The following is a 14,178-nucleotide window of genomic DNA, read 5'->3' on the forward strand; positions in this document are numbered from 1 at the left end:
TGTGTCCGAGCCCGGACTCTGCGTCTTTGGCCGATCTCTGCGCGCGTGGTCGGCCTCTGCGCCCGTGGTCGGCCTCAGGGTCCGTGGCTGGCTTCTGCTCCTGGCAATAATCTGACAAAAAGCCGGAAATGTGATGATCTCGTCACGTGACGGACGCATGGAACTGGATCTCCCTCGCCATCGCCGTGCTCGCCGCCCTCATCGCGGTTGAGCTGGTCAGACGCATCCTGCGCTCACGGCTCATCGGAGAACGATGGGCCCTTGCCGGGCCGCTGGTCCGGCGTTGCACCTGGCCCGGGTTCGTGACCGCGGCCCTCGCCACCGCCACGGCCGTCTACGATCGCGGCCTCATCCCGCCGGATGCCGAAGGCTGGGTCGGGCATCTCACGACACTCGCGCTGATCTTCTGCGTGACGTGGCTCGTCATCCAGGCGGCTTATTCGGTAACGGATGTCGTCCTGGAACGGCTGGTTCTGGTCGAGGGCGAGGCCAACCGGCGGGCGCGCCGGATCAGGACACAGATCGCCCTCGTCAGACGGGTCTGCGCGGCCGTCGTCATCGTGGTCGCCCTCGGGGCGATGTTGTTCACATTCCCTCAGGTCAGGGCACTGGGTGCGGGATTGCTCGCATCAGCGGGGATCGCGGGGGTGCTCGTCGGTATCGCCGCGCAGTCGACCCTCGGCAACCTGCTGGCCGGGCTCCAGCTCGCCTTCTCCGACGCCATAAGGCTTGACGACGTCGTAGTGGTCGAGGGGGAGTGGGGGCGCGTCGAGGAGCTGACCCTGACCTATGTGTCGCTGCGGCTCTGGGACGAGCGGCGGCTGATGCTGCCCGTCTCCCACTTCGCCAACAACCCGTTCGAGAACTGGACCCGGCACGAGAGCCGGATCCTCGCCACCGTCTTCCTCCGGGTCGACTGGATGGTGCCGATCCCCGAACTACGGGCCGAACTGCACCGGGCGATCAAGGAGAACCCCCTCTGGGACCAGAAGGACTGGACCCTCCAGGTCACCGACGTGCTCCCCAACGGCTTGGTCGAGATCCGCGCCCTCATGTCCGCCGCCGACTCCGCCAGCGCCTGGGACCTCCGATGTGACGTCCGCGAACACCTCGTCACCTGGATCCGGGAGAACTACCCCGAAAGCCTCCCCAGGTTCCGGATCACAGAAGCCTGATCGTCGCGCCGATCTGCTCGAACAGGCCCTCCTTGCCCGGCAGGTCGGTCGTCAGGGTGACCACGCAGGTCGTGCCCTTGGGGGAGGGGATGTAGTACTGGGTGCCCTGGGACTGGGTGCCGTACATCTCCGCGGTGTAGCGGATGCGCACGCCGCGGACCGTGCCCATTGTCACCGGGCGCGCATCGACGATCTTCGCGTCGTAGGCGGCGATCTCCTTCTTGGCCGCCGCGATCAGTGCGTCGTCGGAGGCGCCCACGCTGGGCGCGCACAGGCCGCTGAGGTTGGTGACCAGACCGGCCGGGGACTCCTGCTGGCTGGCGAGATCGACGGCGTAGACGGCCTTGGTGGATATGAGGGCCCTCAGGGTCTTCCTGGCCCGCTCAAGGGCCTCGCCGGTCAGGCCGGTGGCGTTCATCTGGGCCTCGCCGTCGGGCTTCGAGAAGTCGGCGCTTTTCCAACTGGTCGGGACGCCGATCGAGAGGCCGGTCGCGGTGCCGCCGATGCGGTGGAAACCGCTGGGGACCTCCGTGCCGGGGATGGGCTTGGGCTCCTCCTTGGAGCAGGCCGTGAGCAGGAGCAACGCCGTGAGGACGACGAGGGCTGGACGCACGCCCTCGAGCGTAACGCGAACCCTGGGAAAGCCCTCCTGACAAATTCGGAAATAGGCATAAACCGGATGTGAAGTGGTAGGTCTCCCTAGAGGTGGGGAGATGGCTGCAAATCCCGTGATCCGGTTCCGGCGTTGGCTCGGATTCGACCGGAACCCGTTGCGCCGCCCGTGTGACCGCGTCGAGGCGACGGTCCGTCGGTTGGCCGTCCTCGTCACGCTCGCCGCTGTGGTGTGCGGGCTGATGCTGGGGATCAAGGCCTACGGCGAGGGTGTCCGTACGGAACAACAACAGGCCCATGCCCGGCACGCCACCGAGGCGACACTACTGGGCGACGCCCGCATGCACACGAGCGTCAACGCCCCGGCGACCGCGACCGTCCAGGCGAGCTGGAAGGGCCTCGACGGTGTGAACCACGAGGGGCTCGTCCAGGCCCCGGTCCTGGCGGTCAAAGGCCAGAAGATCACCATCTATACCGACGCGAAGGGCCAGGTCGTGCCGCGTCCACGCGACCGTGAGACCACCGTCGTCGCCGCGCTGACCGTGGGCACCGGAGTGCCCCTCGCGGCGATCGTCGGCACCTGCGCCCTGCTCGGCCTGACCCGGATGCTGGTGTGGCGCCGGGTCCGCCGGGAGTGGGCCGACGCCTGGACGGTCGTCGAGCCCACGTGGCGCATCAACGGCAGATGAAGAAAGGCCGATCCGATCGGCCTTCAGCGGTCGATGATCTCGTTCTTGCCGATCACCACGACACCGTCATGGGTGACCGCGAAGCGTTCGCGGTCCTCCTCGAGATCGAAGCCGATGCGGGCGCCGTCCGGGATGACGACGTTCTTGTCGATGATGGCGCGGCGCACGATGGCGCCGCGTCCGACCTTCACGTTGCCCATCAGCACCGAGTCCTCGACCTGCGCGTGGCTGTGCAGGATCACGCCGGGTGACAGCACCGACCGCAGCGCCAGGCCGCCGGAGATGATCACACCCGCGGACACCAGTGAGTCGATCGCCCGGCCGACCCGGTCGCCGTCGTTGTGGACGAACTTGGCCGGCGGCAGCGGGTCGTGGCCCGTGTAGATCGGCCACCGGTCGTTGTACAGGTTGAAGACCGGGTGGGGGGAGATCAGGTCCATGTGGGCGTCGTAGTAGGCGTCCAGGGTTCCGACGTCGCGCCAGTAGCCCCGGTCGCGCTCGGTCGAGCCGGGGACCTTGTTGTCCTTGAAGTCGTACACCTCGGCGCTGCCGGCCTTGACCATCATCGGGATGATGTTGCCGCCCAGGTCGTGCTTGCTGGCGGGGTCGATGGCGTCCTCGCGGAGGGCCTCGATCATGGCCTGGGTGCGGAAGACGTAGTTGCCCATCGAGGCGTAGATCTCGCCGGGGGAGTCGGGCAGGCCGACGGCGTCCTTCGGCTTCTCGCGGAACGCGGTGATGCGGCGGCCCGTCGGGTCGGTGTCGATGACGCCGAACTGGTCGGACAGGGCCAGCGGCTGGCGGATCGCCGCCACCGTCACGTCGGCGCCCGAGTCGATGTGCTGCTCGACCATCTGGCGCGGGTCCATGCGGTAGATGTGGTCGGCGCCGAAGACGATCACGTGGTCGGGCAGCTCGTCGTACACCAGATTGAGGTTCTGGAAGAGGGCGTCGGCCGAGCCGGAGAACCAGCGCGGGCCCAGGCGCTGCTGGGCGGGGACCGGCGTCACGTAGTTGCCGAGCATCGCCGACAGGCGCCAGGTGCGCGAGATGTGCCGGTCGAGACTGTGGTTCTTGTACTGGGTCAGGACCACGATCTGGAGATAGTGGCCGTTGGCCAGGTTCGACAGGACGAAATCGATGAGCCGGTAGATCCCGCCGAACGGTACTGCCGGTTTTGCCCGGTCTGCGGTCAGCGGCATCAGCCGCTTCCCTTCCCCACCGGCGAGCACAATTGCCATGACCCTCATGACGCAGACCTTAACCCGTCAAAACGGTCGCAAACACTAGGCTGCGCATATGCGTGTCGATCTTTTGAGCCGTGAGTTCCCGCCCGACGTTTACGGCGGCGCGGGTGTGCACATCGAGTACCTCTCGCGCGAGCTGCGCCGGCTCCTCGACGCGCGGGTCCGCTGCTTCGGCGAACCGCGCGATGGAGCCGACGCCTACGCCACTCCACCCGGCCTGACCTCGGCGAACGCCGCCATCCAGGTGCTCGGGACCGATCTGGAGATGGCCTCCGCCTGCGCCGGGGCCGATCTCGTCCACTCCCACACCTGGTACGCCAACTTTGCGGGCCACATCGCCAAGATGTTGTACGGAATTCCGCACGTCGTCACCACCCACAGCCTCGAACCGCACCGCCCCTGGAAGGCCGAGCAGCTCGGAGGCGGCTACGTGCTGTCGTCGTGGGCCGAGCGGACCGCGCTGGAGGCGGCCGACGCGATCATCGCCGTGTCGGGCGGCATGCGCCGCGACGTCCTGACCGCCTACCCGGAGATCGATCCGAACCGGGTGACGGTGATCCACAACGGCATCGACACCGACGAGTACGCGCCCGCGAAGACGCAGGAAGCTCTCACCAGGCACGGCATCGATCCCGGCAAGCCCTATGTCGTCTTCGTCGGCCGCATCACCCGCCAGAAGGGCCTGACCCACCTGCTGCGGGCCGCCCGCGACTTCGACCCGGCGGCCCAGCTCGTGCTCTGCGCCGGAGCCCCGGACACGCCCGAGATCGCGGCGGAGGTGACGGCGCTCGTCCAGGAGCTCCAGGCCACCCGCGAGGGGGTCATCTGGATCACCGAGATGCGCCCGCGCCCGGAGATCATCGAGATCCTCACCCACGCGACCGTCTTCGTCTGCCCGTCGGTCTACGAGCCCATGGGCATCGTCAACCTGGAGGCGATGGCCTGCGAGACCGCCGTCGTGGCCACCGCGACCGGCGGGATCCCCGAGGTCGTCGCCGACGGCGAGACCGGCTTCCTGGTGCCCATCGACGCCGGTGAGCACGGGGAGCCGCGCGACCCGGCCGTCTTCGCGCGCGCCATCGCCGCCGACGTCAACCGGCTGCTCGCCGACCCCGCCCTCGCCGCCCGCATGGGCGAGGCCGGGCGGAAGAGGGCGGTCGGCTCGTTCTCGTGGCCGGCCGTCGCCGAACGTACAAGAGACCTCTACGCGAGCCTGCGCAGGAGCTGAGCGTTGGTCGCGACCACGACGGTCGAGGCCGACATCAGGATCGCCCCGACGGACATCGGCAACGTGAACCCGATCGGGGCGAGCACGCCCGCCGCCAGCGGGACCGAAATCAGGTTGTAACCCGCGGCCCACCAGAGGTTCTGCTTCATCTTCCGGTAGGCCGCCCGGGACAGATCCATGATCGACAGCACGGCTCTGGGGTCGTCCCCGGCGAGGATGACCCCGGCCGACGCGATCGCGACGTCGGTCCCCGCCCCGATCGCGACGCCGACGTCCGCCCGCGCCAGCGCGGGCGCGTCGTTCACCCCGTCGCCGACCATCGCGACGCGCCGCCCTTCGTTCTGAAGGTCCTGTACGGCTCCCGCCTTGTCCTCGGGCCGAACCCCCGCGTAGTAGCGCTCGATCCCCAACTTCGAAGCGACGACGGCGGCCACCTCACGGGCGTCCCCGGTGATCATCACCACCTCGACACCGCGCGCCGTCAGCCGCGCGACCGCCTCCCGCGACTCCGGCCGGATCTCGTCGGCCAATGTCAGCGCCCCGGCGATCACGTCGTCGGCCAGCACGTGGAGGACCGTCGACCCCTCGCTCTCCCGCAGCGCCACGGCCCCCTCCTGAGCGAGGAGTCCAGGCCCGCCCACCCGCACCCGCACGCCCCCGACCAGCGCGGACACGCCGACCGCGGGGAGGAGGTGAACTCCGAGGCCGGTTCGATCGCCAGCCCGCGCTCCTTGGCCGCCGCCACGATCGCCCTGGCCAGCGGGTGTTCCGAGTCGGCCTCGGCCGCCGCCGCGAGCGTCAGCACCTCGTCCGACGTCACCCACGTCACCGCCGGTTCGCCCTTCGTCAGGGTGCCCGTCTTGTCGAACACGACGGTGTCCACGGTCCGCATGCTCTCCAGCGCCAGCCGGTCTTTGATCAGCACGCCCATCCGCGCCGCCCGCTCGGTGGCGATCGACACCACCAGGGGGATCGCCAGCCCGAGGGCATGGGGGCAGGCGATCACCAGCACCGTGATGGTCCTGATCACGGCCTCGTCGGGCTGCCCGAGCAGCGTCCACACGACCGCCGTGACCAGGCCCGCGCCGAGCGCGAACCAGAACAGCAGGGCCGCCGCCCGGTCGGCGAGCCGCTGGGCCCGGGAGGTCGAGTTCTGCGCGGCCTCGACCAGCCGCCGGATGCCGGCCAGCGCGGTGTCCTCGCCGACGGCCCGTACCTGCACCCGCAGGCCCGAGTCGGTCGCGACCGTCCCGGCCACGACCTGGTCGCCCTCGCCCCTCCGGACGGTCGCCGACTCGCCGGTGATCATCGATTCGTCCATGCCGGCGGAGCCCGAGACGATCACGCCGTCGGCGGGCACCCTGCCTCCCGGCCGGACCACCACGACGTCGCCCACCTCCAGCTCCGAGGGCGGCACCACCGTGCCGTCGGCGCGCTCGGCCTCGTCGGGCAGCAGGGCGGCCAGGGAGTCGAGCGCCGAGGTGGTGCGGGCCAGCGAGCGCATCTCGATCCAGTGGCCCAGCAGCATGATCACGATCAGCAGCGCCAGTTCCCACCAAAAGTCGAGCCCGTGGTCGAGCAGCCCGAGACTCGCCCCCAGCGAGGCGACGAAGGCGACCGTGATGGCCAGCCCGATGAGCAGCATCATCCCGGGCCGCCGCGCCTTCAGCTCGCCGAACGCCCCGGTCAGGAAGGGGCTGCCGCCCCAGAGATACATGACGGTGCCGAGGACCGGTGAGAGCCAGGGCACGTCGGGCGCCGAGTAGCCGACGATCATCGCGAACATGCCGGAGGCCAGGACCGCGGGCACGGCCAGCGCCAGCATCACCCAGAACAGGCGCCGGAAGCGCGCCACGTGGTGATCGTGCATTTCGTGATCCTCCTTGAAATAACCCCCCGGGGGTATGCTAGCTTCTATACCACTACCCCCTAGGGGTATGATTTCGCAAGGACGAAGCGCCGGGGAGGTCGCGATGCACGGCTACACCGATCACAAGCAAGACCATCTGAAGCGGCTCCGCCGCATCGAGGGGCAGGTCAGGGGCCTGCAGCGGATGGTCGAGGAAGACAAATACTGCATCGACGTCCTGACGCAGGTGTCGGCCGCCAACCGCGCGCTCCAGTCGTTCGCGCTCGCGCTGCTGGAGGAGCACCTGGCCCACTGTGTCGCCGAGGCCACCGCCAAGGGCGGTCCCGAGGCCGACGCGAAGATCAAGGAAGCCTCCGAGGCCATCGCCCGGCTCGTCCGTTCCTGACTCACGAAAGAGAGAAATCGCCATGACCGTCACCGCATACACCGTCACCGGCATGACCTGCGGCCACTGCGCGAGCTCCGTCTCCGAGGAGGTCGGCGGCATCGCGGGCGTCAGCGACGTCAAGGTCGACGTGCCGACCGGCCGGGTGACCGTGACCAGCGAGGGCCAGGTCGACGAGTCCGCCGTGAAGGCCGCCGTCGAGGAGGCCGGCTACACCTTGGTGGGCCCGGCGTGAACACCGCCACGAAGCTGGGCGTCTTCGCCGCCGGCCTCGCCGTCGTCTTCGGCGGGGCCTACGCGGTCGGCGCGACCCAGACCGACCCTCCGCGCGGCTCCGCGACCTACACTCCGGAAGAGGCGCCCGCCCACGGCGGCGGCCACGCCCACGAGGAGACGACCGGCGAGCCCGCGAGCCACGTGCCCGGCGGTCTCCAGATCTCCCAGGACGGCTACCGCCTCCACCCGGTGACCACCGACCTGAAGCCGGGCGAGAGCCACGACTTCGCCTTCCACGTGATCGGCCCCGACGGGAAGCCGGTCACCGCCTACCAGGTCGCCCACGAGAAGAAGCTCCACCTGATCGTGGCACCGCGCGACCTCGGCGGTTTCCAGCACCTGCACCCCGAACTGGCCCCCGACGGCACCTGGACGATCCCGCTCACCCTCCCGGACCCCGGCACCTACCGCATGTACGCCGATTTCGCCCCCGAAGGCGGCCCGGCCCTGACCCTCGGCGCCGACCTGACCGCGCCGGGCGACTTCCGCCCGGAGCCGTTCCCCGAGACGAGCCGCACCTCCACGGTCGACGGCTACACCGTCACCCTCCAGGGCGAGATGAACCCGGGCCAGCCCTCACCGCTCTCGTTCACGGTCAGCAAAGACGGCGAGCGCATCCGTGAGCTGGAGCCCTACCTGGGCGCCCAGGGACACCTGGTGGCGCTGCGCGCGGGCGACCTGGCCTACCTGCACGTCCACCCCATGACCGGGCTGATCTTCATGGCCCAGGCGCCCCCGGAAGGCGGCTCCTACCGGCTGTTCTTCGACTTCAAGCACGACGGCACCGTCCGAACCGCGTCGTTCACGCTGGCGGGATAGACATGTCCAATCTGATCCAGCTCTCCATCGGCGGCATGACCTGCGCGTCGTGCGCCAACCGGATCGAGCGCAAGCTCAACAAGATCGACGGCGTGACCGCCACGGTCAACTACGCCACCGAGAAGGCCAACGTCGTCTTCGCCCCGGGTGTGTCGGTGAAGGCCCTGGTCGAAGAGGTGGAGAAGGCCGGATACACGGCCCAGCTCCCCGAGGAGAACCCGCCTGCCGAGACCGGCGATCCTCTGCGCGCCAGGCTGATCACCGCCGTCGTGCTCGCCGTCCCGGTGATCGTGCTGGCGATGGTCCCGGCGTTCCAGTTCACCTACTGGCAGTGGCTCTCGCTGACGCTCGCCGCCCCCGTGGTGGTCTACGCCGGCTGGCCCTTCCACAAGGCCGCCTGGACGAATCTCCGCCACGGCGCCGCGACCATGGACACCCTCGTGTCGCTGGGCACGCTGGCCGCCTTCGGCTGGTCGCTGTGGGCGCTGTTCCTCGGCACCGCCGGGGAGCCGGGGATGGTCCACCCGTTCTCGTTCGCGATCGAGCGCACCGACGGCTCCGGCAACATCTACCTGGAGACCGCCGCGGGCGTGACCGCGTTCCTGCTGGCCGGGCGCTACTTCGAGGCCCGCGCCAAACGCCGCGCCGGAGCAGCGCTGCGCAGCCTGATGGAACTCGGCGCCAAAGACGTCGCGGTGCTGCGCGACGGCAAGGAGACGCGCATCCCGGCCGAACTGCTCAAGGTCGGCGACCTGTTCGTCGTCCGGCCGGGGGAGAAGATCGCCACCGACGGCGTCGTCCACGAGGGCGCCTCGGCGGTCGACGCCTCGATGCTCACCGGTGAGTCGATGCCGGTGGAGGTGCGCGCGGGCGACGCCGTGACCGGCGCGACCGTGAACGCCGGTGGGCGCCTCGTGGTGAGGGCCGTGAAGGTCGGGGCCGACACCACGCTCGCCCAGATGGCCCGCATGGTCGAGGAGGCCCAGACCGGCAAGGCCCAGGTGCAGCGGCTGGCCGACCGGATCTCCGGGGTGTTCGTGCCGGTGGTGATCGCCCTCGCGGTGGGCACCCTCGGGTTCTGGCTCCCGGTCGCGGGCGCGACGGCGGCCTTCACCGCCGCCGTGGCGGTGCTGATCATCGCCTGCCCGTGCGCCCTCGGGCTGGCCACCCCGACCGCGCTGCTCGTCGGCACCGGCCGGGGTGCCCAGCTCGGCATCCTGATCAAGGGCCCGGAGGCACTGGAGTCGACCCGGCGGGTGGACACCGTGGTGCTCGACAAGACCGGCACCGTCACCGAGGGCCGGATGACCCTCACCGAGGTGACCGTGGCACCCGGCTTCGACGAGGAGACCGTCCGCCGCCTCGCCGCCGCCGTCGAACACGCCTCGGAACACCCCATCGCCAGGGCGCTCACCCGTGGCCACACCAACCTGCCGCCGGTCACCGACTTCGTGGCCACCCCGGGCGAGGGTGTCCGCGGGCGGGTGGAGGGCCGTGACGTCGTCATCGGCCGCGCCGACCACGGCATCGCCGTGACGATCGACGGCGAGCCCGCGGCGCGGATGACGGTCACCGACGTGCTCAAGCCCTCGTCGGCCACGGCCGTCGCCGAGCTGAAGGCGCTCGGGCTCAAGCCGGTGCTGCTGACCGGTGACAACGAGGCCGTCGCCCGCAGGGTCGCCGACCAGGTCGGCATCGACGAGGTCATCGCCGGGGTCCTCCCGGTCGGCAAGGTCGACGCCGTCAAGCGCCTCCAAGCCGAGGGCCGCGTGGTCGCCATGGTCGGCGACGGCGTCAACGACGCCGCCGCGCTCGCGCAGGCCGACCTCGGCCTGGCCATGGGCACCGGCACCGACGCCGCCATCCAGGCCGCCGACCTCACCCTGGTCAGAGGCGACCTGCGGGTGGCCGCGTCGGCGATCCGGCTGTCGCGGCGGACGCTGCGGATCATCCAGGGCAACCTGTTCTGGGCCTTCGCCTACAACGTCGCCGCCCTGCCGCTGGCCGCGCTGGGTCTGCTCAGCCCGATGATCGCCGGGGCCGCGATGGCGCTGTCGTCGGTGTTCGTGGTCACCAACAGCCTGCGGCTGCGCGGCTTCAAGGGCTGATCAGCGTCACCCCGGGCCTGCCACCCAGGACGAGTGCCTCGGGGGCCTCGTCCAGGGTGATGGTCCGGGTGATCAGCATCTCCGGCACCAGCGAACCGCTCTCGATGAGGGCGAGCATCTCGGGGTAGGCGTGCGCGGGCATGCCGTGGCTGCCGAGGACCTCCAGCTCCCACGCGATGACCCGGCCCATCGGCACGTCGGCGCCCTCGGGCAGCAGCCCGATCTGCACGTGCCGCCCGCGCCTGCGCAGCCCGGCGATCGAGTTGACGCAGGTCTCGGGGCTGCCGTAGGCGTCCATCGACAGATGGGCCCCGCCGCCGGTCACCGAGACCAGCCGGTCGAGCCGGCCCGGGGGCAGCGTCTCGGTCGCCCCGGCCGCGGCGGCCAGCGCGAGGGCGTCGGGGTGCACGTCGACCGCGACCACCCGGGCCCCGGCCGCCGCCGCGATCATCACCGCGGACAGCCCGACCCCGCCGCACCCGTGGACGGCCACCCACTCGCCGGGACGTACCCGCCCCACATGGACCACGGCGCGGAACGCGGTCGCGAACCGGCACCCCAGCGCGGCGGCGGCTCCGAACGACAGGTCGGCGGGCAGCGCGATGAGGTTCACCGCCGCGTTGCGGACCACCACGTAGTCGGCGTAGGAGCCCCAGTGGGTGAACCCGGGCTGGGTCTGCGCCGGGCACACCTGGTGGTTGCCGCTGCGGCACTCGGCGCACTGGCCGCACGACATGATGAACGGCGCGGTGACCCGGTCGCCGGCCGCCCAGCCGGTCACCCCGGGCCCGACCTCGGTGATCACCCCGGCGAACTCGTGCCCGGGGACGTGCGGGAACGTCTGGATGTCGGAGTCGTGGCCCTGCCACCCGTGCCAGTCGCTCCGGCACAGCCCGGTGGCCTCGACCTTGACGACCACCTCGCCGGGCCCCGCGACCGGATCGGGCACCTCGCGCACCGACGGCTGTTCCTTGAAAGCGTCGTAGACCACCGCGCGCATCAGCGAACCACCACAAAAGTCATGAACGCCACCTTAAAGGCGGGCGGCGGTCTCCTTCGTCAGGTCCGCGACCAGCGGAATCAGGTCGGGCCGCTCGCCCAGCAGTTCGTCGAACCGGGCCCGCCACATCCCGGTCTCCGCGACCGTGACCTCGTCGTTCTCCAGGACCCGGAGCCGGGTCTCGGCCAGTTTGAGTTGGTACATCACGCCCAGGTGGCGGTTGACCATGTCGCCCACCCACCAGTAGGCCTCGGCCGTCGACGCCTCGACGATCACCCGTGCGGCGTCCCATGCGACCCGCCGGGCATTCAGGACTGCTGCCATATACCGGATCGTAAGCGTCATGCAAGGAGATTCCGAGATGGTAGGAGCACAACAGAGACAAACCCCCCGAAGGGAACCAGCCGTGCGCCTCCTTGGCGGCCTCGTCGCAGCTCTCGCCCTCGTCGTCCTCCCCACCGCTCCCGCGTTCGCCGACACCCCTCCGGTCGCCTCGAAGACCGAGCTGGCCCAGCAGGCCCCCGCCAAGAAGTTCGAGCGTTACGGCGCCGGCAAGAAGTCCTACGCCTACGGTTCCGTCTCTGGCGTCATCACCAACCCCGGCGCCGTCATCGAAGACGCCGACATCAAGGTCAGCGGCAAGATCGCCGACCTGAACAAGGGCACCAACTGCGGCTACGCCATCTTCCGGATCACCTACCAGAAGAACGGCCAGCAGCCCTTCACCCACAAGACCTACCGCGACTGCACCTACAAGACCCCCGCGGCCTACAGCTTCACGTACAAGCACGCGACCCACGTCGAGCTCAAGGTCTGCTCGGAGCCCAAGCGCAAGAAGGTCGTCGTCTCCGACCAGTGCCTCTACGGCGGCGTGTGGAAGGTCATCTACTCCACCCTGTGAAGTTTGCAGCCTGATGCGCGAAGATCTACCTGATCTGTAGATTTGTTGCACATTGGGGGATTTCGATGGGTGAGCTCGACCATCGCTACCGGGGCGAGCATCCGATCCGGACACTCGCCTACCTCTACCGCGACCACCGCGCATCGCTCCTGATCGCGGTGGTCGCCTTCGTGTTCAAGCACAGCCCCACGTGGATGCTGCCGCTGGTGACCGCCAACATCATCGACGTCCTGGTCGACGGCGGCCCGGTCAGCGGGATCTGGGTCAACGCCGGGGTGCTCTGCCTGCTGCTGACCCTGAACTACCCCTTCCACCTGCTCTATGTACGCCACCTCAGCGGCACCATCCGCAAGGTGAGCACCGGACTGCGCTCCTCGCTCTGCGCCCGGATGCAGCAGCTCTCGATCGGCTACCACGCCCGGGTCAGCGCCGGAGTGCTGCAGACCAAGGTCATCCGCGACGTCGAGAGCGTCGAGACGATGTCGCAGCAGGCCGGCGACATCGGCCTGTCGGCCCTCGTGATGCTGGCCGGGGGCGTGACGGTGATCGCGATCAAGGTGCCGCAGGCGCTGCCGGTGTTCCTGGTCGTCGTCCCGGCCGCCGCGATCCTCGTCATGAAGATGCGCGACCGCATGCGGACCGACAACGAGAGCTTCCGCCTGGAGGTCGAGCGGCTGTCGTCCCGGGTGACCGAGATGACCCACCTGATCCCGATCACCCGCGCCCACGGCCTGGAGAAGGACGCCCTGCACCGCGTCGACGGCACCCTCCGCAACGTGCTGCGCTCGGGACTGCGCCTCGACCTCGTCAACGGCCGGTTCGGCTCGCTCGCCTGGATCCTGCTCAACACCCTCGGCGTCGTGTGCCTCGCGGGGGCGGCGCTGGTGTCGTACTACCGCGTGTTCGCGCTGTCGCCCGGCGACGTCGTCATGCTCAGCACCTTCTTCACCACGCTGACCACCGCGATCACGTCGCTGATGAGCCTGACCCCGATCTTCAGCAAGGGCCTGGAGTCGGTGCGCTCGATCGGCGAGGTCCTCCAGGCCCCCGACCTGGAACAGAACGACGGCAAGGCCGAGGTCGCCCGGGTCACCGGCCGCCTCGACTTCCAGGACGTCGCCTTCACCTACGGCGTCAAAGATCTTTCCCTCTCTGTACGCCCCGGCGAAACCGTGGCCCTCGTCGGCGCCTCCGGCGCGGGCAAGTCCACCGTCCTCAACCTCGTCATCGGCTTCCTCCGCCCGACGCAGGGCCGCATCCTGCTCGACGGCGTCGACATGGAGACCCTCGACCTGCGCACCTACCGCCGCTTCGTGTCGGTCGTGCCGCAGGAGTCGATCCTGTTCGAGGGCAGCGTCCGCGAGAACGTCACCTACGGCCTGCCCGAGGTCCCCGACGAGGTCGTGCGCCGGGCGCTGGAGGACGCCAACGCCACCGAGTTCGTCGACCGCTTCCCCGACGGCTGGGACACCGTGGTCGGCGAACGCGGCGCCCGCCTGTCGGGCGGCCAGAAACAGCGCCTGGCCATCGCCCGCGCCCTGATCAGAGACCCGAGAATCCTGATCCTGGACGAGGCCACGAGCGCCCTCGACACCCGCTCCGAGAAGCTGATCCAGGAGGCGATGGCCCGCCTGGTGGCCGGGCGGACCGTGCTCGTGGTCGCCCACCGGCTGTCCACGATCCGGACCGCCGACCGCATCGTGGTCATGGAACACGGCCGCGTCACCGAGACCGGATCCCACGACGACCTGGTCCGCGCCGGCGGCGCCTACGCCCTGCTCCAGTCGGCCTGACACGCGTTTGCAAGCCGCTTGCAGGCGCCCGGGTGCATAAGGGAGGGCAACGCCCACGCCCCCTGGAGCTCCACC

Annotated in this window: 13 protein-coding genes and 1 pseudogene; 9 read left to right on the plus strand and 5 right to left on the minus strand. The window is 69.8% G+C overall.

The annotated features are described in order from the left end of the window. Nucleotides 1-146 precede the first annotated feature (146 nt). Nucleotides 147-1,175, plus strand: a complete 1,029-nt coding sequence (locus ACYQ78_RS29200) for a mechanosensitive ion channel family protein (protein ID WP_459804150.1) — start codon at nucleotides 147-149, stop codon at nucleotides 1,173-1,175. Here the strand turns inward: ACYQ78_RS29200 and ACYQ78_RS29205 are convergent. Beyond that, nucleotides 1,162-1,788 carry a hypothetical protein gene (locus tag ACYQ78_RS29205; protein WP_459804151.1) on the minus strand — a complete coding sequence of 209 codons (627 nt, stop codon included), beginning with the start codon at nucleotides 1,786-1,788 and terminating at the stop codon, nucleotides 1,162-1,164. The two genes, ACYQ78_RS29200 and ACYQ78_RS29205, sit on opposite strands and share 14 nt — an antisense overlap. A 100-nt stretch (nucleotides 1,789-1,888) precedes the next feature. Between ACYQ78_RS29205 and ACYQ78_RS29210 the strand changes: the two genes are divergently transcribed. After that, nucleotides 1,889-2,476: an Rv1733c family protein gene (locus tag ACYQ78_RS29210; protein ID WP_459804152.1), complete on the plus strand. Its 588-nt coding sequence runs from the start codon at nucleotides 1,889-1,891 to the stop codon at nucleotides 2,474-2,476. A 23-nt stretch (nucleotides 2,477-2,499) separates the two neighbouring features. Here ACYQ78_RS29210 and glgC read toward each other — a convergent pair whose 3' ends face one another. Beyond that, complete coding sequence (glgC, locus tag ACYQ78_RS29215) at nucleotides 2,500-3,717, minus strand: glucose-1-phosphate adenylyltransferase (RefSeq protein WP_459804153.1); 1,218 nt, start codon at nucleotides 3,715-3,717, stop codon at nucleotides 2,500-2,502. Nucleotides 3,718-3,775: 58 nt separating this feature from the next. Between glgC and glgA the strand changes: the two genes are divergently transcribed. Next, a complete protein-coding gene (gene glgA, locus ACYQ78_RS29220; RefSeq protein WP_459804154.1) occupies nucleotides 3,776-4,951 on the plus strand; it encodes a glycogen synthase in 1,176 nt (391 codons plus the stop codon). Here the strand turns inward: glgA and ACYQ78_RS29225 are convergent. Next, nucleotides 4,927-6,821: pseudogene (locus ACYQ78_RS29225) on the minus strand (copper-translocating P-type ATPase). The gene glgA and the pseudogene ACYQ78_RS29225 sit on opposite strands and share 25 nt — an antisense overlap. Nucleotides 6,822-6,924: 103 nt before the next feature. Here ACYQ78_RS29225 and ACYQ78_RS29230 point away from each other — a divergent pair. From ACYQ78_RS29230 to ACYQ78_RS29245, 4 genes are read left to right on the plus strand one after another with little or no spacing between them, the layout of a single operon-like run. Beyond that, a complete protein-coding gene (locus ACYQ78_RS29230) occupies nucleotides 6,925-7,206 on the plus strand; it encodes a metal-sensitive transcriptional regulator (RefSeq protein ID WP_459804155.1) in 282 nt (93 codons plus the stop codon). A 22-nt stretch (nucleotides 7,207-7,228) separates the two neighbouring features. Further along, nucleotides 7,229-7,441: a heavy-metal-associated domain-containing protein gene (locus ACYQ78_RS29235; protein WP_459804156.1), complete on the plus strand. Its 213-nt coding sequence runs from the start codon at nucleotides 7,229-7,231 to the stop codon at nucleotides 7,439-7,441. After that, nucleotides 7,438-8,301 (plus strand): hypothetical protein, encoded by an 864-nt coding sequence (locus ACYQ78_RS29240; protein WP_459804157.1) that lies wholly within the window; start codon nucleotides 7,438-7,440, stop codon nucleotides 8,299-8,301. Before ACYQ78_RS29235 ends, ACYQ78_RS29240 begins: the two co-directional genes overlap by 4 nt. A gap of 2 nt (nucleotides 8,302-8,303) precedes the next feature. Further along, nucleotides 8,304-10,409, plus strand: a complete 2,106-nt coding sequence (locus tag ACYQ78_RS29245; protein WP_459804158.1) for a heavy metal translocating P-type ATPase — start codon at nucleotides 8,304-8,306, stop codon at nucleotides 10,407-10,409. Here the strand turns inward: ACYQ78_RS29245 and ACYQ78_RS29250 are convergent. Both ACYQ78_RS29250 and ACYQ78_RS29255 read right to left on the minus strand, forming a co-directional pair. Further along, on the minus strand, nucleotides 10,399-11,409 hold the full coding sequence (locus ACYQ78_RS29250; protein WP_459804159.1) for an alcohol dehydrogenase catalytic domain-containing protein: 1,011 nt from the start codon (nucleotides 11,407-11,409) through the stop codon (nucleotides 10,399-10,401). The two genes, ACYQ78_RS29245 and ACYQ78_RS29250, sit on opposite strands and share 11 nt — an antisense overlap. A gap of 33 nt (nucleotides 11,410-11,442) precedes the next feature. Further along, a complete protein-coding gene (locus tag ACYQ78_RS29255; RefSeq protein WP_459804160.1) occupies nucleotides 11,443-11,733 on the minus strand; it encodes a hypothetical protein in 291 nt (96 codons plus the stop codon). Between the two features lie 82 nt (nucleotides 11,734-11,815). Between ACYQ78_RS29255 and ACYQ78_RS29260 the strand changes: the two genes are divergently transcribed. Further along, complete coding sequence (locus ACYQ78_RS29260) at nucleotides 11,816-12,310, plus strand: hypothetical protein (RefSeq protein WP_459804161.1); 495 nt, start codon at nucleotides 11,816-11,818, stop codon at nucleotides 12,308-12,310. Between the two features lie 65 nt (nucleotides 12,311-12,375). Then, entirely contained in the window at nucleotides 12,376-14,103 is a 1,728-nt protein-coding gene (locus ACYQ78_RS29265; RefSeq protein WP_459804162.1) for an ABC transporter ATP-binding protein, read from the plus strand. The last annotated feature ends 75 nt before the right edge of the window (nucleotides 14,104-14,178 follow it).

The sequence above is a fragment of the Herbidospora sp. RD11066 genome (genome assembly GCF_054661255.1).

Bases quoted from the DNA above. Each gene is read 5' to 3' on its own strand.
- ACYQ78_RS29210 (WP_459804152.1), top strand. From the start codon at position 1,889: ATGGCTGCAAATCCCGTGATCCGGTTCCGGCGTTGGCTCGGATTCGAC.
- glgC (WP_459804153.1), bottom strand. From the start codon at position 3,717: ATGGCAATTGTGCTCGCCGGTGGGGAAGGGAAGCGGCTGATGCCGCTG.
- glgA (WP_459804154.1), top strand. From the start codon at position 3,776: ATGCGTGTCGATCTTTTGAGCCGTGAGTTCCCGCCCGACGTTTACGGC.
- ACYQ78_RS29230 (WP_459804155.1), top strand. From the start codon at position 6,925: ATGCACGGCTACACCGATCACAAGCAAGACCATCTGAAGCGGCTCCGC.
- ACYQ78_RS29235 (WP_459804156.1), top strand. From the start codon at position 7,229: ATGACCGTCACCGCATACACCGTCACCGGCATGACCTGCGGCCACTGC.
- ACYQ78_RS29245 (WP_459804158.1), top strand. From the start codon at position 8,304: ATGTCCAATCTGATCCAGCTCTCCATCGGCGGCATGACCTGCGCGTCG.
- ACYQ78_RS29250 (WP_459804159.1), bottom strand. From the start codon at position 11,409: ATGCGCGCGGTGGTCTACGACGCTTTCAAGGAACAGCCGTCGGTGCGC.
- ACYQ78_RS29255 (WP_459804160.1), bottom strand. From the start codon at position 11,733: ATGGCAGCAGTCCTGAATGCCCGGCGGGTCGCATGGGACGCCGCACGG.
- ACYQ78_RS29265 (WP_459804162.1), top strand. From the start codon at position 12,376: ATGGGTGAGCTCGACCATCGCTACCGGGGCGAGCATCCGATCCGGACA.